At 35.0% G+C, this 25,069-nt stretch carries 22 protein-coding genes and 1 other RNA gene; 14 read left to right on the forward strand and 9 right to left on the reverse strand.

Features of this window, described 5'->3' with window-relative positions; all coding sequences use genetic code 11:
- Positions 1 to 8: 8 nt before the first annotated feature.
- The 4 genes from argB (at position 9) to AOY20_RS07045 (ending at position 3,639) form a co-directional block, all read left to right on the forward strand.
- The gene (argB, locus tag AOY20_RS07030; RefSeq protein WP_054581198.1) at positions 9 to 917 is read left to right on the forward strand and encodes an acetylglutamate kinase; all 909 of its coding nucleotides are present in this window, start codon (positions 9 to 11) and stop codon (positions 915 to 917) included.
- A gap of 196 nt (positions 918 to 1,113) precedes the next feature.
- Positions 1,114 to 1,962, forward strand: a complete 849-nt coding sequence (locus AOY20_RS07035; RefSeq protein WP_054581199.1) for a class II glutamine amidotransferase — start codon at positions 1,114 to 1,116, stop codon at positions 1,960 to 1,962.
- A gap of 268 nt (positions 1,963 to 2,230) precedes the next feature.
- On the forward strand, positions 2,231 to 3,313 hold the full coding sequence (locus AOY20_RS07040; RefSeq protein WP_054581200.1) for a hypothetical protein: 1,083 nt from the start codon (positions 2,231 to 2,233) through the stop codon (positions 3,311 to 3,313).
- A complete protein-coding gene (locus AOY20_RS07045) occupies positions 3,313 to 3,639 on the forward strand; it encodes an RnfH family protein (RefSeq protein ID WP_054581201.1) in 327 nt (108 codons plus the stop codon). Before AOY20_RS07040 ends, AOY20_RS07045 begins: the two co-directional genes overlap by 1 nt.
- Positions 3,640 to 3,686: 47 nt before the next feature.
- Here AOY20_RS07045 and AOY20_RS07050 read toward each other — a convergent pair whose 3' ends face one another.
- Complete coding sequence (locus AOY20_RS07050; protein WP_054581202.1) at positions 3,687 to 4,085, reverse strand: outer membrane protein assembly factor BamE; 399 nt, start codon at positions 4,083 to 4,085, stop codon at positions 3,687 to 3,689.
- A gap of 111 nt (positions 4,086 to 4,196) precedes the next feature.
- Between AOY20_RS07050 and fur the strand changes: the two genes are divergently transcribed.
- Positions 4,197 to 4,634, forward strand: coding sequence for a ferric iron uptake transcriptional regulator (gene fur / locus AOY20_RS07055; RefSeq protein WP_054581203.1), 438 nt, complete (start codon positions 4,197 to 4,199; stop codon positions 4,632 to 4,634).
- Between the two features lie 77 nt (positions 4,635 to 4,711).
- On the opposite strand, the gene AOY20_RS07060 is transcribed toward fur, so the two are convergent.
- Entirely contained in the window at positions 4,712 to 5,749 is a 1,038-nt protein-coding gene (locus tag AOY20_RS07060) for a type IV pilus twitching motility protein PilT (protein WP_054581204.1), read from the reverse strand.
- Between the two features lie 122 nt (positions 5,750 to 5,871).
- On the opposite strand from AOY20_RS07060, the gene AOY20_RS07065 reads away from it, so the two are divergent.
- Both AOY20_RS07065 and AOY20_RS07070 read left to right on the forward strand, forming a co-directional pair.
- A complete protein-coding gene (locus tag AOY20_RS07065; protein WP_054581205.1) occupies positions 5,872 to 6,561 on the forward strand; it encodes a YggS family pyridoxal phosphate-dependent enzyme in 690 nt (229 codons plus the stop codon).
- 168 nt (positions 6,562 to 6,729) lie between these two features.
- Positions 6,730 to 7,368: a flagellar biosynthesis protein gene (locus AOY20_RS07070; protein WP_227510369.1), complete on the forward strand. Its 639-nt coding sequence runs from the start codon at positions 6,730 to 6,732 to the stop codon at positions 7,366 to 7,368.
- 63 nt (positions 7,369 to 7,431) lie between these two features.
- On the opposite strand, the gene AOY20_RS07075 is transcribed toward AOY20_RS07070, so the two are convergent.
- On the reverse strand, positions 7,432 to 11,025 hold the full coding sequence (locus tag AOY20_RS07075) for an AAA family ATPase (protein WP_054581206.1): 3,594 nt from the start codon (positions 11,023 to 11,025) through the stop codon (positions 7,432 to 7,434).
- Positions 11,026 to 11,034: 9 nt separating this feature from the next.
- Positions 11,035 to 12,288, reverse strand: coding sequence for an exonuclease SbcCD subunit D (locus AOY20_RS07080; protein ID WP_054581207.1), 1,254 nt, complete (start codon positions 12,286 to 12,288; stop codon positions 11,035 to 11,037).
- A 390-nt stretch (positions 12,289 to 12,678) separates the two neighbouring features.
- On the opposite strand from AOY20_RS07080, the gene AOY20_RS07085 reads away from it, so the two are divergent.
- Positions 12,679 to 13,125 (forward strand): ABZJ_00895 family protein, encoded by a 447-nt coding sequence (locus AOY20_RS07085; RefSeq protein WP_054581208.1) that lies wholly within the window; start codon positions 12,679 to 12,681, stop codon positions 13,123 to 13,125.
- Between the two features lie 113 nt (positions 13,126 to 13,238).
- Positions 13,239 to 14,144 (forward strand): TIGR01777 family oxidoreductase, encoded by a 906-nt coding sequence (locus AOY20_RS07090; protein WP_054582559.1) that lies wholly within the window; start codon positions 13,239 to 13,241, stop codon positions 14,142 to 14,144.
- A 13-nt stretch (positions 14,145 to 14,157) separates the two neighbouring features.
- Here AOY20_RS07090 and AOY20_RS07095 read toward each other — a convergent pair whose 3' ends face one another.
- On the reverse strand, positions 14,158 to 15,261 hold the full coding sequence (locus AOY20_RS07095) for an NAD(P)/FAD-dependent oxidoreductase (protein WP_054581209.1): 1,104 nt from the start codon (positions 15,259 to 15,261) through the stop codon (positions 14,158 to 14,160).
- A gap of 80 nt (positions 15,262 to 15,341) precedes the next feature.
- A complete protein-coding gene (gene hemB, locus AOY20_RS07100; protein WP_054581210.1) occupies positions 15,342 to 16,355 on the reverse strand; it encodes a porphobilinogen synthase in 1,014 nt (337 codons plus the stop codon).
- Positions 16,356 to 16,466: 111 nt separating this feature from the next.
- Between hemB and AOY20_RS07105 the strand changes: the two genes are divergently transcribed.
- The 3 genes from AOY20_RS07105 to AOY20_RS07115 all read left to right on the forward strand — a co-directional run bounded on the left by AOY20_RS07105 (position 16,467) and on the right by AOY20_RS07115 (position 19,877).
- A complete protein-coding gene (locus AOY20_RS07105) occupies positions 16,467 to 16,961 on the forward strand; it encodes a thioesterase family protein (RefSeq protein WP_054581211.1) in 495 nt (164 codons plus the stop codon).
- Between the two features lie 228 nt (positions 16,962 to 17,189).
- The gene (locus AOY20_RS07110; protein ID WP_054581212.1) at positions 17,190 to 18,341 is read left to right on the forward strand and encodes an efflux RND transporter periplasmic adaptor subunit; all 1,152 of its coding nucleotides are present in this window, start codon (positions 17,190 to 17,192) and stop codon (positions 18,339 to 18,341) included.
- Positions 18,342 to 18,347: 6 nt separating this feature from the next.
- Complete coding sequence (locus AOY20_RS07115; RefSeq protein WP_054581213.1) at positions 18,348 to 19,877, forward strand: DHA2 family efflux MFS transporter permease subunit; 1,530 nt, start codon at positions 18,348 to 18,350, stop codon at positions 19,875 to 19,877.
- A 69-nt stretch (positions 19,878 to 19,946) separates the two neighbouring features.
- Here the strand turns inward: AOY20_RS07115 and glpK are convergent, their stop codons facing one another.
- Positions 19,947 to 21,434, reverse strand: coding sequence for a glycerol kinase GlpK (gene glpK / locus AOY20_RS07120; RefSeq protein WP_054581214.1), 1,488 nt, complete (start codon positions 21,432 to 21,434; stop codon positions 19,947 to 19,949).
- Between the two features lie 130 nt (positions 21,435 to 21,564).
- On the opposite strand from glpK, the gene ssrA reads away from it, so the two are divergent.
- Together ssrA and AOY20_RS07125 are read left to right on the forward strand one after the other, a co-directional pair.
- Positions 21,565 to 21,924, forward strand: a transfer-messenger RNA (tmRNA) gene (gene ssrA / locus AOY20_RS14480).
- A 292-nt stretch (positions 21,925 to 22,216) separates the two neighbouring features.
- A complete protein-coding gene (locus AOY20_RS07125; protein ID WP_054581215.1) occupies positions 22,217 to 22,921 on the forward strand; it encodes an IS6 family transposase in 705 nt (234 codons plus the stop codon).
- Positions 22,922 to 23,003: 82 nt separating this feature from the next.
- On the opposite strand, the gene AOY20_RS15135 is transcribed toward AOY20_RS07125, so the two are convergent.
- Together AOY20_RS15135 and AOY20_RS07130 are read right to left on the reverse strand one after the other, a co-directional pair.
- Positions 23,004 to 23,369: a phospholipase D-like domain-containing protein gene (locus tag AOY20_RS15135; RefSeq protein WP_417855896.1), complete on the reverse strand. Its 366-nt coding sequence runs from the start codon at positions 23,367 to 23,369 to the stop codon at positions 23,004 to 23,006.
- On the reverse strand, positions 23,363 to 24,505 hold the full coding sequence (locus AOY20_RS07130) for a phospholipase D-like domain-containing protein (RefSeq protein ID WP_227510370.1): 1,143 nt from the start codon (positions 24,503 to 24,505) through the stop codon (positions 23,363 to 23,365). The genes AOY20_RS15135 and AOY20_RS07130 overlap by 7 nt, the downstream gene beginning before the upstream one ends.
- Between the last annotated feature and the right edge of the window lie 564 nt (positions 24,506 to 25,069).

The raw sequence follows: 25,069 nt of genomic DNA on the forward strand, positions 1-25,069 counted from the left end.
AGAGGCGAATGCCACATCAACAGACTGGCATCGACAAAGCACAAATTTTGACAGAAGCTTTGCCGTATATTCAACGTTTTGCAGGTAAAACACTCGTTGTAAAATATGGCGGCAATGCCATGACTGATCCAGCATTAGAAAGTTCATTCGCTCGAGATATTGTTTTATTGAAAACAGTGGGTATTAATCCAATTGTTGTGCATGGTGGTGGACCTCAAGTCGATTCTTTTTTAAAGCAATTAGGACGTGAATCTGATCGTATTGATGGTATGCGTGTAACCGATCCTGCAACAATGGAAGTTGTAGAAATGGTTCTAGGTGGTAGCGTTAATAAATCGATTGTGAATCTGATTAACCAACATGGCGGTCGTGCCATTGGTTTAACAGGTAAAGATGGTAATTTAATTCGTGCACAAAAACTGTTGATGGAAAAAACCTTAGAAGATGGTTCTACACAACAGATTGATTTAGGACTTGTTGGTGAAGTCGTTGGTGTGAAAACAGATGTTCTTGAGATGTTTACCCAAAGTGACTTTATTCCTGTGATTGCGCCGTTAGGCGTAGATGATGAAGGTAATACTTACAATATCAATGCCGATTTAGTTGCAGGTAAAGTTGCTGAAGCATTAGGTGCTGAAAAGTTAATTTTACTTACTAATATTACAGGCGTACTTGATGAAAACAAAAATCTTTTAACAGGTTTAAGTACTCAAGAAGTTGATCGCCTGATTGAAACAGGGGTCATTTATGGTGGCATGATTCCTAAAGTTGGCTGTGCTTTAGATGCAGTTAAAGGTGGAGTTGTGAGTGCACATATTGTAGATGGACGTGTTCCACATGCAACGTTATTAGAAATTTTTACAGATCATGGTGTTGGAACTTTAATTACCAATCGTGCTCATGTAAAAAATACATAATGATGTTTGATGAGAAGGAGCCTATATGGCTCCTTTTAAGTTAAATTATCAAAATAAAATGAATAAATAAAATTAGTGATAAAATTCAAATACATTTGTATGTATTCTAATTCAAATAATTTTAAATTCTGATTTGCAAATGACCTATGAAGTCATGCAGAATGATCCAATAATAATTTTTGCTTGATGAAATTTTATGTGCCAGCTTCTAGGAATGAATTGTGCAACACCTACAGATATCACGTTTTCATTTCGTGGCTTTTCACAAAGAGCAGGGATTACCTCAGATCATTCAGATGGTTTTGGTATCGCTTTTTTTGAAGATAAAGCATGTCGTTTGTTTGTAGATAATGAGTCGGCTGTAAAATCACCGATTGCAGAACTTATTCGTAATTATCCAATAAAATCACGAAATGTAATTGCGCATATACGAAAAGCGACACAAGGAAAAATTAATTTAGAAAATTCACATCCATTTATTCGTGAACTATGGGGTAGACAGTGGATTTTTGCCCATAATGGTGATTTACATGATTTTCATCCTGAACTTTCTGGTAGATATACACCTGTTGGTAATACGGATAGTGAACGATCATTTTGTTATTTATTAGATCAATTAGTTGCATGCTTTGGCTATAAAGAGCCTTGTATAGATGAAATTTTTGATGTGTTAATTGGGATTTCACCAAAAATTGCAGAACATGGTACGTTTAATTTTTGTTTATCCAATGGGCAAGCGTTATTTAGTTATGCTGTAACAAAATTGCATTGGCTGGTTCGTGAATATCCATTTAAACCTGCTCAACTGATTGATTTGGATGTTGAGGTAGATTTTAGTCAAGTAACCACGCCAGAAGATCGTGTTGCAGTGATTACAACAGAGCCATTAACTCAAAATGAGCAGTGGACGGCATTTCAGCCAGGTGAAATGATTTTATTCCAAAATGGGCAACCGATTAAATCACAATTAACATGGATTGATCGATTAGAGAGAGAACGTTTAAATCCAGAGTTAAAACGTGTAACAAAAGCAGACCAGTATTAGAGAAAATATCATTTTAAGATTGTATGTTTTATATAAACTTAATTTAAATCAAGTGATTAGTGTCTATTTTTTTGTGTTTGCAGCTATTTTTTATATAGAATTAACAAAAAATATATTTTCTTTAAGTGCATCCTTTTGAATAATCAGAATATAAATATATTCTGATTTCGCGCAGCAAACTAAAGTTTACTTTAGTTTGCTTTTTTTGTTTTTGATTTTCCGTCATGAGAAGGGCAAAATAGCCATAGATTTTTAATAGGACAGCATCATGCAACATAATGCTCTATCACGATGGTTATCGCCGCTGATGGCGTTTTGTTTATCATTTATTATTATTACAACCTTGGCACCAGTGACAGGAATTCAAATTGAACGTCAAATCGACTTTTGGATTTTGTGGCTTTTGACGATGGTTGTGTTGGCATTGCCTATTTGTTATCTAGAAATTGCTTTAGTGAAACGTTCTAAGATGACTGCATTACAGGCTTTATCTAAACTCACAAGAGATGCTGATGCTTCACCTAAATGGCGTCTTGTAGGTTGGTTTGCTGTTGTTTTTATTCCATTTCTTGCTGGTGGTATTTTAGATAATGCAAGCCAATTGCTGATGGTTTATGCATTCCCTGCAACTGAATACAATATTTTATGCATTGGGCTTGCTATTGCAACAGTGATTATTTCATTGCTACCACGTGCAATTATTTTAATTTTAACTTTAATTGCTGTGATTGCATCATTAATATTTGCTAATGTTTTTGGGACTGTGTTGCCTGAATGGAAATTAAGTCCATTGGCTTTTTCTGAATGGGGGCATGCAACGATTCTAGCACTCGTTGCAAGTGGGTTAGGTCTTGGTTTATATGGTCAATCAAATTTAGCAACAGTTCAATCTGAAGATGTGGCGAGTAAAACAGTTTTACCGATTTGGATTGCTCAAATATTAGCGGTAGTTGTATTCGGTTTCTTTGCTATTCGTACTCAAATTCCTGCTTTTACATTTATTATTGCAAGTGTTGCAGGTTCAGCATTATTACTGCAAATGGCACGAGAGCAATTGGCACATCGTCAAATTTCAACTGTTTTACAGTGGGGCATTTTACTGATTGTACTTTTTGTTTGGGCGATACCCAATACAAGTGCAATTTTTGATCATATATTGGTATTTTGGGGCTTGGTTATTTGTTTTATTTACGCAATTTTTGCTGGTTGGATTATGAAAATAAGCCATTTACGTAAATCGATGAATTTTAGTAATGAAGCTTTTTATAATATTTGGCGTATTGCCGTTCGTATTATTTTACCAGTTGCGATTATTGTTGCGATTGTTGCTCAACTCGGACAATTGATCTAATGAGTTTAATTCAACAAATGGTGTGGGTTGCTTATGCAGCCCCAGAACAGCAATTTAATATTGCAGTTGAATACCGTGAGGGATTAACTGCAATAGAAGCCATAGAGTTAAGTGGAATTAGAAAGCAAATAGATTTACCCGAAACACTACAATTGGGTATTTTTGGTGTTCGCTTAAAAGATGAAAATCAAATTTTGAGTATTGGGGATCGTGTTGAAATCTATCGTGCTTTAACGATTAATCCTAAAGATATTCGTAGAAAACGAGCAGAAAATCATCCAGTTGGGCGATTAATTAAAGGTAATCGTTTTAAACAATCGAAATGATATAAAAAACCCCTTAGTTAGGGGTTTTATTTTATCTATCAAAGCACTTATAGTGGTGGCGCATTTAAAATGGTTTCTTTTGAACCAGGAAGACCAGGCTGAGATTCAGGAATAGTTTCTAATCCGTCAATCTTTTCTACAACTCCTTGGGAATTAAAAAATACTTTTAGATGTTGCCCTTGTGCTGCTGGAATTTTTGCTTTTTTAGCATAGGTTCCTGGGATATAGTTGTAAATATAGTCCCAACGTAATGGATTTAACGGATCTGATATTGTTGGACTACCAAGCAAAAAGCGAACTTGTTGGTGGGTCATTCCCACCTGAATTTTAGCTGCCTGAGCTTGGGTTAAAGGTGTACCTTGAGGAATATCAACTTTATAAACGCCTAAGGTTGAACAACCTGTCAGCAACGAAGTGACGAATAACGTCAACATGATTTTTTGCATTTTGCTACACTATCCCAAATTAATTATGATGCATTTGATCCACGGATAGATCATACTGCATCTTATGTTTGTTGCATATTCCAACTTTAATTTTGTTGAGAGATCATATTCATGGCTATTTCTAATCAAGACTTACGAAAGGCTGGACTGAAAGTTACACTTCCACGTATAAAAATACTCGAATTATTAGAAAATTCAAGACACCATCACTTAAGTGCTGAAGATATTTATAAGACATTACTTGAACAAGGGGAAGATGTCGGTTTAGCAACTGTATACAGAGTGTTAACACAATTTGAAGCTGCGGGGATTATTCAGCGTCATCATTTTGAAAATAACCATTCTGTATTTGAGATTATGCAAGAAGATCATCACGATCATATTGTTTGTCAAAACTGTAATAAAGTTGTTGAATTTACGAATGATATAATTGAGCATGAACAGCATGAAGTTGCTAAAAAGTTTGGATTTGAATTAACAGGTCACTCACTCAATCTTTATGGTTATTGCGATGCGCCAGCTTGCCAAGAAGCATTCCGCAAGCGTTAATATCATTGTATAAAAAAGCTCCTCTGGTGGAGCTTTTTTATTTTTATATTTTCTTGTTAATTAATGAGTAAGATAATTTATAAAAATGTTTCGGGCTGTTTTGCCATAGAGCGGGCAGTTTGAGGTGAAATTAATCCTTTTGCTACAAGGTTTTTTAAACTTTGATCTAAAGTGATCATACCGTGATTCGCGCCAGTTTGAATGGCTGAATACATTTGGGCAACTTTATTTTCTCTGATTAAATTACGAATAGCAGGAATGCCAATCATAATTTCATAAGCAGCAACACGACCACCGCCATTTTTTTTCAGTAAACTTTGTGAAATGACAGCCTGTAATGATTCTGAAAGCATTGCTCGCACCATTTCTTTTTCTTCTGCAGGAAATACATCAATTACTCGGTCTACTGTTTTTGCAGCCGAAGTTGTATGTAATGTACCAAAAACGAGATGACCAGTTTCAGCAGCAGTTAATGCCAAACGGATTGTTTCAAGATCGCGCATTTCACCCACTAAAATAATATCTGGGTCTTCACGTAACGCTGACCGTAATGCTTCATTAAAGCCATGCGTATCTCGATGAACTTCTCGTTGATTCACTAAACATTTTTTCGATTGATGCACAAACTCAATAGGATCTTCAACAGTTAAAATATGGCTATAACGTTGCTCGTTAATATAATCAATCATTGCAGCTAATGTTGTAGACTTACCTGAACCCGTTGGACCTGTAACCAACACAAGACCTCGAGGAAAATCACAGATATTTTTAAATACTTGCCCCATATTGAGTTCATCCATACTTAAAACTTTACTTGGAATAGTTCTAAATACAGCGCTAATACCACGTTTTTGATGAAAAGCATTTACACGAAAACGAGCTAAATTTTCAATTTCATAGGAAAAATCTATTTCTAGGTGTTCTTCAAATTCTCGTTGTTGTTTTTCATTCATTGTGTCATATAAGAATTCTTGTACATTTTCTTGTTCAAGATGAGGTACATTGATTCGTCTAATTTCTCCATCTACTCTTATTAGTGGTGGCATTCCTGCAGATAAATGTAGATCTGAGGCATTATTTTTTATTGCAAACGTTAGTAGTTCTATAATATTCATTAAAGCTCCCCAAGCATGAATATATTTTTAATAATTTTGTTAGAATAATACGGCTTTCTGTAGACTTAACCAATAGTTTACTGAAATTAAAAATAAAATTTTCAAAGATGAGAAGATCATTTATGAGTAGCCTTCAAGTATTACGTCATTCGGTATTAGAGCAAATCAAGCATGCTTGTGATCTTGCACATCGTTCGGTAGATGATGTACAGCTATTGGCTGTTTCTAAAACACATCCGAGTGAAATGCTACGTGAGATGTATACTGCGGGACAGCGTTCTTTTGGCGAAAATTATTTACAGGAAGCTTTAAATAAAATTGATGAGTTAAGTGATTTAAATATTGAATGGCATTTTATTGGTCATGTACAAAGAAATAAGACAAAACATTTGGCGGAAAAATTTGCTTGGGTGCATGGAGTAGATCGTTTAATTATTGCTGAACGCTTATCAAGTCAACGAGAAACATCACAGGCACCTTTAAATATTTGTTTACAAGTAAATATTGATCATCAAGACAGTAAAGATGGTTGTATGGTGACAGAAGTTTCTGATCTAGTTCGTCAAATTAGTCAACTTCCTCAGTTACGTTTACGTGGATTAATGGTGATTCCAGCACCTAATAATATTTCAGCATTTTCTGATGCACGTATATTATTTGAAAGTGTAAAATTAGAGCATGCTCATCCTGAAGATTGGGATACGTTAAGTATGGGAATGTCAGGAGATATGAATGAAGCAATTCAAGCGGGTTCAACAATGATTCGTATTGGAACTGCATTGTTTGGTGCACGTGATTATTCTAAGCTCTAAATTGGATCATTAGATTGAACGTGCTTTTAGTTCTAAATGACGATGAATAAGTTTATTTTTGTTTTGATCTATATTTAATTGATTCAATAATGATACGTATTGAAACAATAATTTTTACAGTAAAAAGGTTATGATTTCATTTGATTTTTATATCAAAAGGAATGGACTGTGAAAAATTTATTTGTCATTACTTTGTCGCTGGTAATGATTGGTTTAACGGGGTGTGCGACGTCAAGAGGACTCGTTACTTTAAATGCTCCTCAACACGTGAATCAATCAGAAACATTGAAACATACGGCTGTAATTAAAATAGTAGAAGATGATCGTCATTTTGAAAATAGACCAACATCTCCTAGTATTCCATCTTTAAAAGGTGGTTTAAATAACGCAACCGAAGAAGAGAAGGCAAGAGCTATTGCACGTAAGCGTAATACTTATGGCAAAGCTTTAGGTGATATTTTATTACGTGAAGGGACTGTAAGTTCGGTAGTACAAGATCGTGTGATAAGTGCATTGAACCAAGCAGGTTATAAAGTAATACCAACTTCAGTTGAAAATGAACGAAAAGCAGATTTAGTTGTTTCTGTTCAAATTAATAAATTTTGGTCATGGTCTAACCTAGGTGTTTTAAGCACAGAAATTGAAACAACTTTAGTAAATGATAAAAATACTGCAAAAAATATTGTAGTAGATACCAAATTAGTTAGACCCGTTCATGTGAAAACTGGTCAACAGTGGGTTGAAAATATCAATTTAGCTTTAGATGAATATGAAACTAAATTAGCTAAAGAATTAAAATCTAAATAATGAATTTTTAGATTTTTAAATTCTAGATAATAGGTAGAAAGCCCCAAGTATATGGGGCTTTTTTTATCCTGAAATTTCGATTGTACTTGCACCAGCACCGATAGGTTTTACTTGGATTTGTACAGGAATTCGCTCATGCATTTCTTGAATATGAGAGATTAGTACTACCTTGCGACCTTGGCTTTGTAATTGATCTAATGCATTCATCACCATGTGTAATGAAGATGCATCAAGTGTTCCAAATCCTTCATCAATAAATAATGATTCTATTTTCATTGAACCTGATGCCATATTGGCGATTGCTAAGGATAAGGCAAGGGCAGTTAAGAAGGATTCTCCACCTGATAGAGATGCAACAGAACGTGTTTCTCCATCCATATCGTGGTCAATAATTGCAAGACTCAGGGAGTTGTCTAAACGTTTTAATGTATAGCGCTGAGAAAGCATTGCTAATTGTTGATTGGCGTATTCAATCAAAATGTCGAGATTATATTGCTGTGCGTAGTCACGGAATTTTTTCCCTGTTGAGTCACCCATTAAACTCGAAATTTTATTCCAACGATGCTCTTCAGTCTGAATTAGTTGAATTTGTTCTGCAAACTCTTTTTGCTTGATTACATTACGATGATGAACTTCAAGTTTAAGTCTAATGTCATCACGCTGTTCAGCTAATTGATTAAGATGTTGAGCAAGCTCAGTGAGTTTGGAAATAAGTGTGTCTAACTCAATTTCAGGTTGCTGTTCCAAGTGTTGTTCTAGTTGATCTTGAACAGTTTTAATGCTTGCTTGTAGGTCTGTATAAGTACGTTCAACTTCAGAAATACGCTGTTTAAGTTGCTGTTCTTGCTCATGAGAAATCGTGCTTAATTGCTGTAAAAGAGCAGCATCAAAATCTAGATGTTGGCTTAACCATTGCTGAATATGAATACTTGCTTGCTCTACTTGTTTTTGAAGTTGAGTATTTTGGGTATTACATTCTTTTAGTGCACTTTGCGCAGTATCAAAAGACTGACGAATTTGATCAAAGCTTTTACGAGCAAGATTGATTCGATCTTTTAATTGTAAGCTATTCTTTTCAAAATCAGCTAACCATTCATGTGGTTTTTCAACGGTAATTTGTGTCATTTCAAAAATAGCTTGAATTGCAATATCGCTATTTTTTTTACCTTCAGTTGTTAAATTTTCAATTCTATTTTTAGCAGATTGAATATTTTCCCGACCGAATTGGATTTGTTGTGTGCATTGATCAAATTGTTGTGTGATTTGACTAAGCTGTGTTTTCAGCTCATTTAACTGTTTTAAGATGTCTTGACGTTGTTGCAAACAGTTTAATATATGCTCGGCAGTGCTTAATGTTTTTTGTTTCCACATTTGTTGTTCTGTATCACTGAGCAAATGAATAATATGCTGAATATTTAATTCGGCTTGCTGGACTTTTGATAAATGCTGTGAAGTTTGTTGAATAATTTGTACAAGTTCATGGCGCTGTTTTTGTACTTTTTCATGTGTATCTAATGAAAGTTCAAGTTGTTGTTGAGCCTGTTGGATATCATCTTTTTGACTTTGAATGAGTTGAGTGAATACATCATGATTTTGTGAAAAATCAAATGTGATGTCGAGTAGGCTAAGTTTTTGCGCAAGCTCAATTTGTAGTTGCTGTTGTTGAGCTGTCAGTGTTGCAAGCTGCACAGTATTTGCATCTAAAGACGTAGTTTGTTGAGTTAATGTCGTTTGTAGTTTTTGCCATATATCAAAAGCCACTTTTTCAGACACTAGTGCCTGTTGCTCTTGCTGTTCTTGTAATTTCACGAGCTCATTTGAAAAATCATCTTTTTTTGCATAAGGGTGATGTGTGCTGCCACAGACTAAACATGCTTCACCATCGACTAAATTTGCTCTGAGTTTTTCAATATTTTCGGTATTTAATAAACGCTGTTGTTGCAATATTTTTTGCAGTTGTTCATGTGCTGTCTTTTGGTCTTGATAATTATTTTCTGCATTTTTGAGCTCAGCTTGATTATGTGTGATTTGTTGGCTCAAGGTATTTTGTAAATTTGTTAATCGATGATATTCGGTATCAATATTTTGGAAATTTTGCCATTGATGTTGAATGACATTGAGCTGATTGAGTTTTTGTACAAATTGATCTCGTTCAGTACGAAATGTCGTAATTTTTTGATTGAGCACATCATCTTCACCAAATTTTTGAATCAATTCATTGAGCTGATTTTGTTGGGTTAAGAGTTGTGAGTTGGCATGTTTAAGATCGCCATAATTTTTTTCAAAGTGTGAATAGCTTTCAATGAAACGCTGAACTTGTTCAATGTGTGCTGAAAGTGCATCATCCAAATTGCTGAAATGGTTCGATAGCTCTAATTGTGCTGTGTATTGAGCAATATTATCGTGTATTTTCTTGAGCTGTTCTTTAATTAATATTTCATTATTGAGATGAGGAGTAAGTTGATTTTCAAGATCTTGAATATCATGTTTTGCTTTACGTAGTTGCTCTACTAAAATAAGACGTTCGGTAATCCGTTCACGGACCAATTTAATTTTTTCATGATGCTGTGATTCAAAAAGATCTTGCTGTTTTTGTTCTGTTTCAATTTGTTCAAAGGCAATTTTTTCAGTATTAAATTGTTGTTCAATCACCGTAAATTGCTTTTGAGCATGTTCTAATTTAGGTTGTAGTTGAGTAATTTCAGCATTCAAACTTTGCTGTTGAATAACACTTGGACGAATAGATGAAAAATGTTCCAAGCGTTGTAATTGAATTTTTTGTGGCGCAAGTGCATCAACCAATTGTTGTTGGGTTTGTAATTGCTGCTGGCGTGTTTGAATATTTACTACTAGCTTTTGTTTTTGTTCAAACCATTGTTGTTGTTTTTGTAGAATTTGCTTTTCAGCTTCAAGTTGTTGATATTGATTATTCAATATTTTGAATTGTGCATCGAATGTCGCAAAATCTTCATCAGATAAAATTTCAATATGTCCTAAAACACTCTCAAGTTCTTTACGCTGATTTGCAATTTGTTTGGTCTTTTCAAATGCCAATTGACCAATTTTGCCAAAAATATTTGAATTGGTGAGATATTCTAAAAGTTCACCACGCTCATTATCACGTGCTTTTAAGAAAGCAGTTACTTCAGATTGTGCAAGTAAAACGGCACGGGTAAATTGTTCAAAGCTTAGTTGTGTGAGCTTTTGAATTGCAGATTCTACGGCTTTGGCTTTATCTGCTATGACATTTCCATCGGTTAAGCATTTTAATGAACGTTGAGCACTTTGTAATTTTCCATTTGGATTTTCACGTGCGCGTTTAATTTCCCAACGTGCTAAATATACTTTTTGATCTTGAGCAACAAAGCTCAGTTCTGCAAAACCATGACCTGTACCACGACGTAAAACTGTTAAAGGCGAGTTACTTAGAAGTTCTGAACCATCTACATCAATTAGTCGTCCATCGCTGTCTTTTAAACGTGGAATACGATTGAATAATGCCAAACACATGGCATCTAAAATAGTTGATTTACCTGCACCAGTTTTGCCGACAATTGCAATAAGACCTGCACTTGCTAAGGGTTCACTTTCAAAATCAATGAAATGTTCACCTGCTAATGATGCTAAATTTTTTATACGAATAGATAAAATTTTCATGCTAATTCCTTAAATATTCGTATCATCTTCAAGTGATTTTTGTGCTTCTTCAACCAAGCTCATAAAATCTTTCAATACGGTTTCATCCGAGTGATAACCTTGCTTTTCCCAGATTTGTTGAAAGAGTTTTTCAGGCGTTGGTGGTTCTAAAAGAATATGTTGTTGTTCATCAAGCTCGTGATTCTGATTTTTATATTGTCTAGAAATTCGAATCAAACGATAGCGATTCGGTGCTAGTACATCTTCAAATTGTTGACGTAAATTCGGTTGAGGAGGTGTATCTGTATGATATTCAATATCGACATATTCCCGATGATCTATATTTGCAATTTCACCACTAGGTAAAGCTTTTAATTTTTCAAAAACCTCAGACAAACTTCCCTTTATTTTATGTAATTCTACGCTACGAGGAATTTCTAAAATATTGTAAATCATCCGTGATTCATTATTTTCTTCAGGATGAATCTCGACTTCAATTACTTGGTGCTTATAGTTAATTTCGCTAAATGAAAGCGGAATTGGTGAACCACTATATCGAATATTTGCCTGACCAACTTTTTGAGGTTTATGTAAATGTCCTAGGGCAACATAATCAATGACATCATCAAAAAGAGAGGTAGATAGCGCTTCTTCATTGCCAATAATAATCGGGCGTTCTGAATCTGAAGTTTCACCACCTTGCATATGCGCATGTGACATTAAAATTAAGGCTTGATTTGGTTTTGTACGCGTTTTAGCTTCAGCTATCAGTTGCTGATGTAAATATGCAATCGCATTTTGGCTATTAGTCGTTTGGTCATTATAACCTGTAATTTCAGATGAACGTAAAAATGGTAGGGTTAAGCACCAAGCTACGACTTCTTTATCTTCATTCAAAATAGGTTGTAATAAATGATCCAAATTCAATGTTTTATCAGCATTCCAAGCAATAACACCAACGGCTTTTGCATTATATTTTTCTAGTAATGGTTCAACTTGTTCAATTCTATAACCAGAATCATGATTACCTGCAATCATTAATGTTTGCATATGAGGAGCCACTGCATGGGCATCTGCAAGAAATTGATAAAGTTGTTTTTGTGCAGCGGATGCAGGATTAATTACATCAAAAATATCTCCTGCAATGAGTAAAGCATGAGGTTGTTTTTCTTTAATTTGATGAATTAACCATAAGAGAAATTGTTCATGTTCATATTGACGTGAATGGTTATAAAAAAATTGTCCTAAATGCCAATCTGAAGTATGAAAAAAACGAACAGTCATATTTTTAACCCTATGCATTAACATGCATAGTAGCGAAAATGAATAGCGTAATTCTAGTCTTATTTTAGTAAGATAAGAAAGGCAATTTAAATGACAGAATAAAGATAATACTGCACACAAATAAAAGACCGACGATTCGAGTGATGATGAAATCGTCGGTCAAGGAAGCTTAAAACAAAAAATTTTGGCTACTATTCAAAATCCATGTTAAAGCTATGAGCTTATTGCTTTAGGAAGGTCACCGAAAATATTGTGGATGCCGTACAAATTCACGGTTGCTACAGACCTTATACTTATATAACGTCAGCATATACAGAATGGTTGACAATAAAATGAAAAAAAATTCATTTTTTTTTATACTGTGTTATAAATTTTTTTATTGTGAGTACCATGGCAACCTTAACTCGTTATTTTATTTGGTTTTTCTTTCTGATGTTTATTTTTACCTGTATTTGTGGAGTACTTGCTGCGTTACTACCCCAAGGTGTCGGAGGGATATTGACAGTGATTCCTTATATGATTGCGATGATTTGGGTTTTATTCAAATTTATTAAGCAACAAAAACGTGCACCAAGCCAAAGTGAGCGTATAAAATTTACCTGGGGACTTAATCTTATCTTTTGGTTGTTTAATGTAATTTTTGTTTTTTTAGGAATCTTCTTATTTTCAAAAGGTGATCCTGAAATCTGGAAAATTTTTGTTCTATATTTAAAAGAGCCTAGATTTATACTGACCATAGGTTGCTTATTTTTATTGATTGCTATTCCATTAGGTTTAATTACTTATTGGTTTTATGGACCGCAAGCTCAGCGTATGGCTCAAAAGATACATTCTTAAGAACCTTGAAAATAAGCATTACAAGTTACAAAAAACTAAGAGGAAAAGCGTGCTATTTATTAAAGAATAGCCTATTTATAGGCTGAATAATACGTTATAGGTATAGCAAGATGATAGATAAGTCTTTGGTGTTAATTACGGGTGCATCAGGCTTTATTGGATCATATTTAATTTCTTATTTATTAGATTTAGATTATCAAGTGATTGGTTTAACCCGGAATAAACATCAGAAAAAAATGCATCCCAATTTAGAATGGGTTGAAGAATTTTCAGAAATTAACAGAAGTCAGATTGATTATGTCATCAATTTAGCAGGGGAAAGTATTGGTCAGGGGCGGTGGACAGAAAAACGTAAAGAAGAATTAAAACAAAGCCGTATTAAAACGACTAAAAACCTATATGAGTATTTAAAGAAAAATAATATTTTTCCAAAAACCATTATTTCAGGTTCTGCAGTGGGCTTTTATGGCATAGATCAAATGGAAAAATGGTCTGATGTGAGTAATGAAAATGCATCACCACAATCTATATTTATGTCTGAATTATGCCAACAATGGGAAGCTGTAACAGCGCAATATCCTGAACAGAAAACAAAAATTATTCGTTTAGGTGTTGTGTTTGGACGAAAGGGAGGCATTCTTCCTCAAATGTTATTGCCTATTCGTCTAAATTTAATTGGAAAAATAGGTTCAGGAAAGCAACCTTGTGTTTGGATACATATTCAAGATGTATTAAGAAGCATTGTATTTTTAATGACAACAGAAACATCACAAAGCATTTTTAATGTAGTTGCTCCAGAGAAAGTTTGTCAGGCAAGTTTTGTGAGTACATCTGCCAATATTTTAAAACGGAAACCATTTATTACATTGCCCAGTTTTATTATGAAATTGATATTGGGGGAACAATCTCAGCTTATTTTAAATGGACAATATGTGAAACCTAAAGCCTTACAAGATGCAGGCTTTGAGTTTAAATATCCAACCCTTAAACAAGCTTTGAAAGATTTATTAGAGAATTAATCTTAGGTGCATTTCAGGACATTAAACGTAAGGGTGAATAAGCATCTGGGTTTTCCAATGGCGTTTGATTTAGCATAAGTTGGCGCAATAATTTTGCAGAAGCAGCTCCCATACATAAGCCATTTCGAAAATGACCAAAGTTAAACCATAAGTTTTCTATAAATGGTGCTTGACCAATAAATGGAACGCCATTGGGTGAGCTAGGTCTTAAACCTGCCCATTGCTGCACAATTGGAAAGTGAGCAAGTTCAGGTACCATGTCGAAGCATGCATCTAAGATATTATTTTTTATATTTTCATCTAAAGATAAATTAAAACCAACTTGGCGCATACTAGAACCGCAAACAATATGTCCATCCATACGTGGAATAAGATACATCACTTTATTCATACACATGGTGGGTAACCAATTTTCAGGCGTTTTAAATAACAGCATTTGTCCTTGAATTGGCTCGACAGGAATATGAATATTCAACTGCTTTTCCCAATGTTTTGACCAAGCACCTGCGGCAATAACGAAAGCATCTGCATGATGAGTTTGTCCTGATAAATCTGTAACCGATATAAGTTTTTGCTTTTGAATATTTAGTTTTTCTATTGGACAGTGTTCTAAAATTTTAACCTGTGGTTGTTGTTTTAAATATCTTTGAATAGATTGTAATACGCGTGGATTTCGTGCATTTGCTAAATGTGGAAAATAGAGTGCATGTGTATATTTTTTATGAATAAATGGATTGATTTGTTCGAGTTGTTCACGCTGTATATATTCTGCATGTTGTAATGGTTCATGGTGCTGTTTTGCATAATTTAAGCCAATGTCAAAATCATCTTCATCAAAAATAAGCATACCTGTTTCATGAATTTGAAAATCAATTCCTGTTTGTGGTGCTAATTTTTCATTCCATGTTTGATAAAGCGGTTTGGCATATTTTGCGAGGGCATTAACGGCAGGATCATAACGCCAAGGATACATAGGGGAAAGAATTCCTCCACCTGCCCATGAAGCTGCTTTTCCTACTTGTTGTTGATCGAAAATTGTGACAGAACAACCTTGTTCAATAAGTTCTAATGCAGTCATTAGGCCGCTAATTCCTGCACCTATAATCGCAATATGCATTAGGTATAAATCCTGTATGTTGAAAGTGGGAGAGATAAAAAAAGCCCTCCATATCAGGGAGGGCTTTTAAAATGAAGAAGTTACTTCATATCTTTAAGTTTGATGGCAGCTTCTTCGGCAAAATATGTCCAAATTCCGTCTGCACCAGCACGACGACAGCTCATGAGTGATTCAATAATCACGCTGTCTGATAGCCAACCATTTTGAATTGCGCCTGCAAGCATAGCGTATTCACCACTGACTTGATAAACGAAAGTTGGTATGCCAAATGTATCTTTTACTTCACGAACAATATCTAAATAAGGCATACCTGGTTTTACAATGACCATGTCTGCACCTTCTTGAATATCGAGCGCAATTTCATGTAATGCTTCTGCACGGTTGCCAATATCCATTTGGTAGTTGTATTTGTTACCACCTTTTAGATTGCTTGCTGAACCAACCGCATCGCGGAAAGGCCCATAAAAGCTTGAAGCATATTTTGCTGAATATGCCATGATATTTGTATAGATATGACCATTGGCTTCTAATGCTTGGCGAATTGCACCAATACGACCATCCATCATATCACTTGGTGCAATCACATCGGCACCAGCTTCTGCATGGCTGAGTGCTTGTTTAATTAAGCATTCAACAGTTTCATCATTCAATACATAGCCAGTATCATCAATAATGCCATCTTGACCATGAGTGGTATATGGATCAAGTGCACCATCAGTGATGAGTACCATTTCTGGTAATTCTTTTTTCAATAAACGAACAGTATTTTGAACTAAGCCATCTTCACGCCAAGCTGCTTCAGCTGTTAAGCTTTTATCTTCTTGTGGTGTAACAGGAAATAATGCAAGTTTAGAAACACCAAGTTCTAATAGTTTTTCAGATTTTTTCAAAAGTAAATCAGCAGATAAACGCTGAACATTTGGCATGCTCGGAATATCTTGAGTTTGATTTTGACCTGGTAAAACAAATACTGGATAAATGAGATGGTCAGCCGTCAGGTGTGTTTCTCTGACCATGGCACGTAGTTGGTCATTTTTACGAATACGGCGCATACGAGTAGCAGGAAAAGCAGGACGATTGAACGTGTAAGTCATAACAATCTCAGTGATCAGTATTAAACTATGGTCTATTGTAGACGCTTATTTCAGCTTTAGGGCAATACAATTCATTTTTTTATTCAATCAATATCATTTAAGTAGTCAATTATGGCATTAAAAAAAAGTTGGACTGGTAATGTTGAATTTGGTTTAGATACAGATGTAACGGTTGTATTAGAACAGCTATGTCATGCATTTAACCAATCTCCATTTTATACCTATTGTGGTATGAGTATGAGAGTTGTAGATGGGGTCATTGAAGCTTATGTGGAGATGCAAAAGGAGTTAATTGGTAATACTGCATTCAGAATTTTGCATGGTGGGGTGGCAGCAACTATTTTAGATAGTATTGGTGGTATTACTGCAATGGGGGAGCTTTATAAAAAGGCAACGCCAGAAGAATTACCTGAAATTAGTCAAAAAGTATCTAAATTAGCAACTATTGATATTCGTGTTGATTATTTAGCACCAGGTCGGGGGCAATATTTTGTTGCACGTGCTGAAACTTTACGTTTAGGTCGTAAAGGTTGCACTATGCGTATGACCATGGAAAATGATGAAGGCAAAGCGATTGCAACGGCAATAGCATCTTATGTGTATTAAAGAGATGTTGATAAAAATCACAACACTGAAATTTAAAGCGGTGTTGTGAATAAAATAAACCCATAAGTTACATTTTATGTTTTAGAAAAATAAAAAATTATTATTACAATATGAACCATTAACTAGAAATACTTTCTCATCGACACCAGCAAAGGACAATGATGTCCGATCCTTGTTGTAAAAGGATGATGCCTGATGACCAAGTGAATTGGATTTTAGGAATATTCGATGACAGATGTTCAAAATACACTGCCAAATGCACCATCTACAGATCAAACGAGTGATGCTGAATTAAAAGCAAAACGAAAGAAAGCCTTAAGTATAGTGGCACTTTTGCTTGTAATTACATTTGCTATCTTTTTGATATGGAGGTTTTTCTTTAATAATACAGTAAGTACAGAGAATGCCTATGTAGGTGCAGAAACGGCTTCTATTACATCTATGGTAACGGGGCAAGTTGCAGAGGTTTTTGTAAGTGATACTCAGCATGTCAAAAAAGGGCAATTGTTAGTACAAATTGATCCTAGAGATGCTGAAATTGCGGTAGCACAAGCAAAAGCAGAATTGATTAAAGCACAGCGTCAATATAAACAAACCGCTGCTAATAGTAGTTCTTTAAATGCGCAAATATATGTGAGTGATGATGCAATTCAAAGTGCAGCTGCTCAAGTTGTAAAAGCTCAGGCAGATTTAACGAAAGTCCAAGAGGAATATAATCGCCGTGTTCAATTACGTTCAACTGGTGCAATTTCTCAAGAAGAATTAAGTACATCTAAAAATACGGTTAATACAGCGAAAGCCGCTTTAGAAGTTGCGAATGCGAGTCTTGCACAAGCTAAATCTAGTCAAAAAGCAGCACAAAGTAATTTAGAAGCCAATCAAGCGTTAATTCAAGGTGCAAATGAAAACTCAACGCCTGATGTTTTAGTTGCTCAAGCGAGATTGAAGCAAGCTTTACTAGATTTAGAACGAACCAAAGTAAAAGCACCATTAAATGGTGTTGTAACACGTCGAAATATTCAAGTTGGGCAACGTGTATCGCCAGGTAGTGTTTTGATGCTTGTTGTACCCGAACAGCAAGTATATGTAGATGCTAACTTTAAAGAAAGCCAGCTTGAACGTGTACATGTGGGGCAAAAGGTTAAACTCACTTCAGATTATTATGGTGACTCTGTTGAGTTTACTGGAACGGTTACAGGTTTTTCAGGAGGGACTGGTGCAGCCTTTGCATTAATTCCTGCACAAAATGCAACAGGGAATTGGATTAAAGTCGTTCAGCGTTTACCTGTACGTATTCAGTTAGATTCCAAAGAATTAGCAGAGCATCCACTTCGAGTCGGTTTGTCGATGGAAGCAACCATTGATTTAACATCGAAGTAATCACCTATGAATCAGGTTTATCCTATAAGTGATCTTAAAGGTGGTCGCTTAATACTGGCAGCTTTTGTATTGGCTTTAGCCAACTTTATGGTCGTCTTAGATATGACGATTGCCAATGTATCTGTACCTCATATTTCAGGAAGTTTGGCAGTTTCAGCCTCACAAGGGACGTGGGTTATTACCTCTTATGCAGTTGCAGAAGCAATTTGTGTTCCTTTAACAGGATGGCTTGCAGGACGCTTTGGTGCAGTTCGTACTTTTGCTGTGAGCTTATTTGGCTTTACTATTTTTTCTATTTTGTGTGGTTTATCTACCAGTTTAGAAATGCTGATATTTTGTCGAATTGGACAGGGGCTTTTTGGCGGTCCAATTATGCCATTAAGCCAAACTTTGCTAATGCGAATTTTCCCTCAAGAGAAGCAATCACAGGCAATGGGAATGTGGGCAATGACCACAGTTTTAGGTCCTATTTTAGGTCCTATTTTAGGTGGAACGATCAGTGATAATTGGTCTTGGCATTGGATTTTCTTTATTAATATTCCTGTGGGCTTGGTCTGTGCATACGCAGTTATGCGCTTATTAAAATCTGCAGAAACACCAACTGCAAAATTAAAAATAGATATGGGGGGATTGTTACTTCTCGTTCTATGGATTGGTGCTTTGCAGCTAATGTTGGATTTAGGTCATGAAAAGGACTGGTTTAATAACCCATTTATTGTCATTTTAGCGATTACATCTTTTGTTGGGTTGATTATTTTTACGATCTGGGAGCTGACAGAACGTCATCCTATAGTGAATATTCAAATCTTTAGATACCGAGGATTTACCATTTCAGTTTTAGCCTTAGCATTTGGCTTTGGTGCTTTTTTTGGCAGTATTGTACTTATTCCACAGTGGCTGCAAATTAACTTAGGATATACCGCAAGTTGGGCAGGACTACTGACTGCAACCATGGGGCTTGGTAGTTTAACGATGTCACCTATTGCAGCTAAACTAGCAATGAAATATGACCAACGGGCATTGGCAAGTTTTGGATTATGTTTACTTGGTGGTGTGACGCTTATGCGTGCTTTTTGGACTACAGATGCCGATTTTATGGCATTAGCATGGCCGCAAATATTACAAGGTTTTGCTGTTCCATTTTTCTTTATTCCTTTATCGAATATGGCTTTAGGTGCAGTTAAGCCACATGAAATGGCAGCGGCAGCAGGGTTAATGAACTTTTTAAGAACCATGGCAGGTGCTATAGGTGCTTCTATTGCAGTCACAATTTGGGCTGATCATGCCAAGATTTCACGTGCAGAACTTTCGGGCTTATTACATATTGATGAAGTGAAAAATACTCTCATGAATATTGGCTTAAGTGAACAAGGCTCAATTGCTTACATTGCTAATTTAGTTGAATCTGAAGCAAATACTATTTCTGCTGATTATGTATTTTTTACGATGTCTTTAGTTTTTTTCTTTGCTGGGCTTATTATTTGGTTATGTCCAAAACCAAAAGCAGGTATGGCAAGTAGTGAAAACTTACATTAAAACCAACTGGAAAAAAATAAAAAAACCGCAATAAATTGCGGTTTTTTTATGATTGTTAAAATTAATTCATTAGATAATATCGGATTTAGCACGTTTTAAAGCAGTTTGCCATTGTGCTAAATAACTTTGTCGTTGATCTTCATTCATTTTTGGCTCAAATGCACGATCTAATTGCCAAGATTGTGAAATATCTGAAAAATTACTAAATATACCTGCTTTTAATCCGGCCATTGCTGCAGCACCCCAAGCAGTAGATTCCAACATTTGTGGACGTAAAACTGGAACATTTAAAATATCCGCTTGGAATTGCATAAGCATATCATTTTGGCTAGCACCACCATCAACACGGAGTTCTTTGAGCGGATGAGCTAAGTCAGATTTCATTGCGGTTAGTACATCTGAAACTTGGAATGCAATAGATTCTAATGCCGCACGTGCAATGTGTTCCTTTGTTGTACCACGAGACATTCCACATAAAAGTGCGCGTGCATCACTATCCCAATGAGGGGCACCAAGTCCTGTAAATGCTGGAACGAGAACAACGCCATCTGTATGCTGTACTTTTGTTGCTAACTTTTCAACATCACTACTTTTTTGAATAATTCCCAAACCATCTCTTAGCCATTGAACGACGGCACCTGCCATAAAGACACTGCCTTCAAGAGCAAATGTAGTTTGATTTTGGGTTTTCCAAGCCAATGTAGATAATAATTTATTTTGACTGTATTGAACTTGATCACCACTATTGAATAATAGAAAACAACCTGTTCCATATGTATTTTTTGCCATACCAACATCAAAACAAGACTGACCAAATAAAGCAGCTTGTTGATCTCCTAAAATGCCTGTAATAGGAATATTTGCACCTAATAACCCTGTTGCTGTATCTGCTACATAGGTATCTGAATTGATGATTTGAGGAAGAATAGAAACTGGAATATTAAATAATTCGAGTAATTCTGTATCCCAAGATTGGGTTTCTAAATTCATGAGCATCGTACGAGAGGCATTACTTGCTTCAATGATATGTGTTGTACCTTGGGTAAGATTCCAAACTAACCAACTATCAATAGTGCCAAATGCGACATGCCCATCTTCTGCAAGTTTTCTTAGCCCTTGAATATTTTCTAGTAACCAAACGAGTTTTCCTGCACTAAAATAAGGATCTATTCGTAATCCAGTTCTATGTTGAATTTTTTCACTTAGGCGCTTTTGACTAAGTTGGTTGCACCATGGTGTTGCCCGTCGATCTTGCCAGATAATAGCAGGTGCAAGTGGTTTACCTGTGCGCTTATCCCAAATAACGGTTGTTTCTCTTTGGTTTGTTAAACCAATTGCTTTAATATCTTTTGCTAAAATACTCGCTTGGGCAAGTGCTTGCTGAATTACAGCAATTTGTGATGACCAAATTTCTAAAGCATCTTGCTCGACCCAACCAGATTGTGGAGTATGAATATGGGTTTCTTGTTGAGCTATTGCTTGAATTTCTCCATGCTCATTAAAAATGATGGCACGACTTGATGTTGTACCTTGATCTAGTGCAAGTAAAAAGCTCATAAAATATTGAGATGCTAATTTGAATTTTTAAATTCTAGCGTAAATATGAAAATAAACGCATTAAGTTGTGTGAGTGAGTAAAAAACAAGCTGATATTTTTTTCTTTTATGCTATGATGACTCTGTACTTTGGGGATGTTTCTGGCTTCGACGCTGGTGATGAAACTCATAGATGCATGCCGAGAGCGCATTTTCTCTCGTAAATAAAATTTGCATTTTTATAGTCGCAAACGACGAATCTTACGCTCTAGCTGCCTAAGGGCAGCTTGTCCGCATCTCTGAATACTTGTGGTTAGAGATCCCGACTGAAGCGCACGCACACAAGTCCGTATAACATCAAGCCTTGGGGTGTTGTACTAAACTAAAAGGATCGCGATTTGTATCCTGTTCGTCGGGTCACAAAAAGCTAAAATAATAGACGATATCTAAGCATGTAGTATTCTCGAGCGTAATGCTGGCGGACGCGGGTTCAACTCCCGCCATCTCCACCAAATACCTAACAAAACATACCAAGATATGGTTTGTTAAACACTAAAAAGGCTTGATTCTAAAGGGATTAAGCCTTTTTTCTTGCCTAAACATAACTAAATATAACTAGCTATAGTGTACATGCACCGTGTACACTGTCTTGTACATTGCAATATTTATTGAACTCACTGGTGTACAAGCCATGAAAAGAACAGATATAAAACGCCGTCCTTTATCTGATACCACCTTAGCTGGCACTGTTGCAAATAGCTCCTATGATAGGCTAAAGATCTTATTTGATTTGAGATACAGTGTATGAATCCATTCCATGGCCGACATTTTCAAGGTGAAATTATTCTTTGGGCGGTTCGTTGGTATTGTAAATATGGCATCAGCTATCGTGAACTTCAGGAAATGCTTGCTGAACGAGGTGTAAATGTTGATCACACTACGATTTATCGTTGGGTGCAGCGTTATGCGCCTGAAATGGAAAAACGTTTACGCTGGTATTGGCGCAATCCTACAGATTTACATGCATGGCATATGGATGAAACTTATATCAAAGTAAATGGCAAATGGACCTATCTCTACCGTGCTGTGGATCAACGTGGTCATACCATTGATTTCTATCTTTCATCTCGACGAAATACCCAATCGGCTTATCGCTTTCTCTCCAAGATCTTCAACAATGTGAAAAAGTGGCAAATTCCACGCGTAATCAATACAGATAAAGCTCCGACTTATGGGCGTGCGTTATCACGATTAAAACGAGAAGGAAAATGTCCTGAAAGCCTTAAACATCAGCAGATTAAATACAAAAATAATGTGATTGAATGTGATCATAGCAAGCTGAAGAGAATCATTAAGCCCATGTTAGGATTTAAATCAATGAAAACGGCATATGCCACCATTAAAGGTATTGAAGTGATGCGTGCACTACGCAAAGGACAAGCTTCATTATTTTATCGGGGTCATGCCTTAGGAGAAGTGTATTTAGTGAATAGAGTTTTCGGAATTTAAGCAACATTTAAACAAAAATTACAGCCTCACTTCCTATTTGCAACAGTGCCTCTCAAATAGTATTTTCAGTAAACTTAAATTATTACATTATCCATTCTATTGGTAGGATTGAGATCACTTTGATTGTAAGTCTTTGAAATAAAGTGGTCTCTGGTTCATATTTATGTGTTGTTACATTGCCATCATGATGCTCAAGCCATATAATTTTTCCATATTTATTAAGTTTTAGTTCGTAGGCGATACGAGGTAATAATAGAGATAATGATTCATGAATTTCTTGTTGTAAACTTTCAGATTCAAGTATCAAACCAACTTCAGTATTTAATGATTTAGATCTTGGATCAAAATTAAATGATCCAATAAAAACTTTGTGATCAATATAGAAAAATTTAGCATGTAAACAAGATCTATTTTTGTTTTGAGTTGGAATGATATTACCTGTTATAATTTCATACCAAGTTTGTTTTTTTGTTGAATGAAGGGTTTTAACTCATAAATTTTTATATTTGAAGTTAAAAGTTTTTGTCTATATTTTTGATAAAAAGCATGCACAATCGGAACATTATTTGCTAAATAAGAATTAGTGAGAATACGAACACTGACATGCGATTCTTTAATATTCGTTAATTGCTTTACACCGAATTTAGTTGGAATGAAATATGCTGAAACGAGTTGAAAATGATACTTTGGCATTCCCATTATTTTTATAAATTTATTGTACAAAAGATCCTCTTTATTAACTTTGTTTCTAGTTTTGTTAGGTGTGTCTCCAATAAAATGGGCTTTTGCCCAACGGAGTGGATATTTAGCTAAATGATATTCTCTAAGTAACTTTTCAGTACGGAAGAGTTTTTCTTTATCTATGGTTTTTACAAGACTTTCTTGCTCATATTTATTTTTTAACTGTTGTAGACCAGCTGCTGTACCTGATTTTAAAAAATAATTAACAGGACAACTTAATGTATCATTCCAAAAGTCTAGAAATAACCGATTGGCATCTTTAACAGGTGGGCCATAAAATAGAATATCGAAATCCGTAAATTCAGATTTATTACTAGCATTAAAATACTGACGACTAATATTTCTTCCACCAGTAACTGCAATTTCACCATCAGCAATTATAAGTTTATTATGCATACGACGGTTTATTTGAAATGCTCTATATAAAAAATCTAATGCACGTAATTTTCTAAATTTATAGGGATTATAAAATTTAATAGAAAAATTTGGATGAATTACAAGTTGTTCTAAACTAGAATCAAGTTGAGTGCCATTTTGATCATCAATTAGTAATCGAATTTGTACTCCTCTATTAGCTGCCCTAAGAAGTTCTGAAAGAAGTAAGTGTCCAAGCTCATCGTTTTCCCAAATATAGTATTGTAAATCGATATGATGTTGGGCCTTGGTGATTAAGTGTAATCTGGTTGCAATACTTAAAAAAGCTTCATATAACGGTAAAAATGCAGTTAGACCTTCTGCAATTTTAGTATCAATATTTTGTTCGGAATGAAACCAATAATTACTATCAATAGGGGAGCTTGATGCTTCTGAACTATTTATATATTTTTTTATACGCTCTACCATGAGTAATTATAATCCTATATGAAAAGAGTACATTTCACTTATTATAAAATTATTTTCCTATTTTAAAAAGATTGAATTGAACTGAGTTTTACTACATAAAGGTTTGAAAGGCAGAGTTACTAAACTCAGGCATTACAGAGGTAATTATTAGAGCATTGATTATTTTGAAATATTATAACATATCATTTTATAGTGAATTCACACGTGTTAAAATTAGTACCTAAGTTCAAATCCTAGAATTGAATTTGAACAAAATTAGTTTTAGTACTCAATGCACTAAATCTGATTTGGGTAAAAATTGGGTAAAATTTTTCTATTATATGAATTAGTATTTAAAATCAATGGGTTATTAACTGAATTCAATTGACGTCATCGTTTTAAATAGTAGATGAAAGGCTTGATTCTAAAGGGATCAAGCCTTTTTTATATGCATATAATTGAGTATATCTAGATATAGAAACACACTCTATTTTAAAACTCATGGGGATACAAGATAGTGAAAAGATCTGCAATTAAGAGAAGACCATTAGCTGATACTGTATTAGCTATATCGAGTCTTAACTA

This window comes from Acinetobacter equi, assembly GCF_001307195.1.
Lineage (GTDB): Bacteria > Pseudomonadota > Gammaproteobacteria > Pseudomonadales > Moraxellaceae > Acinetobacter > Acinetobacter equi.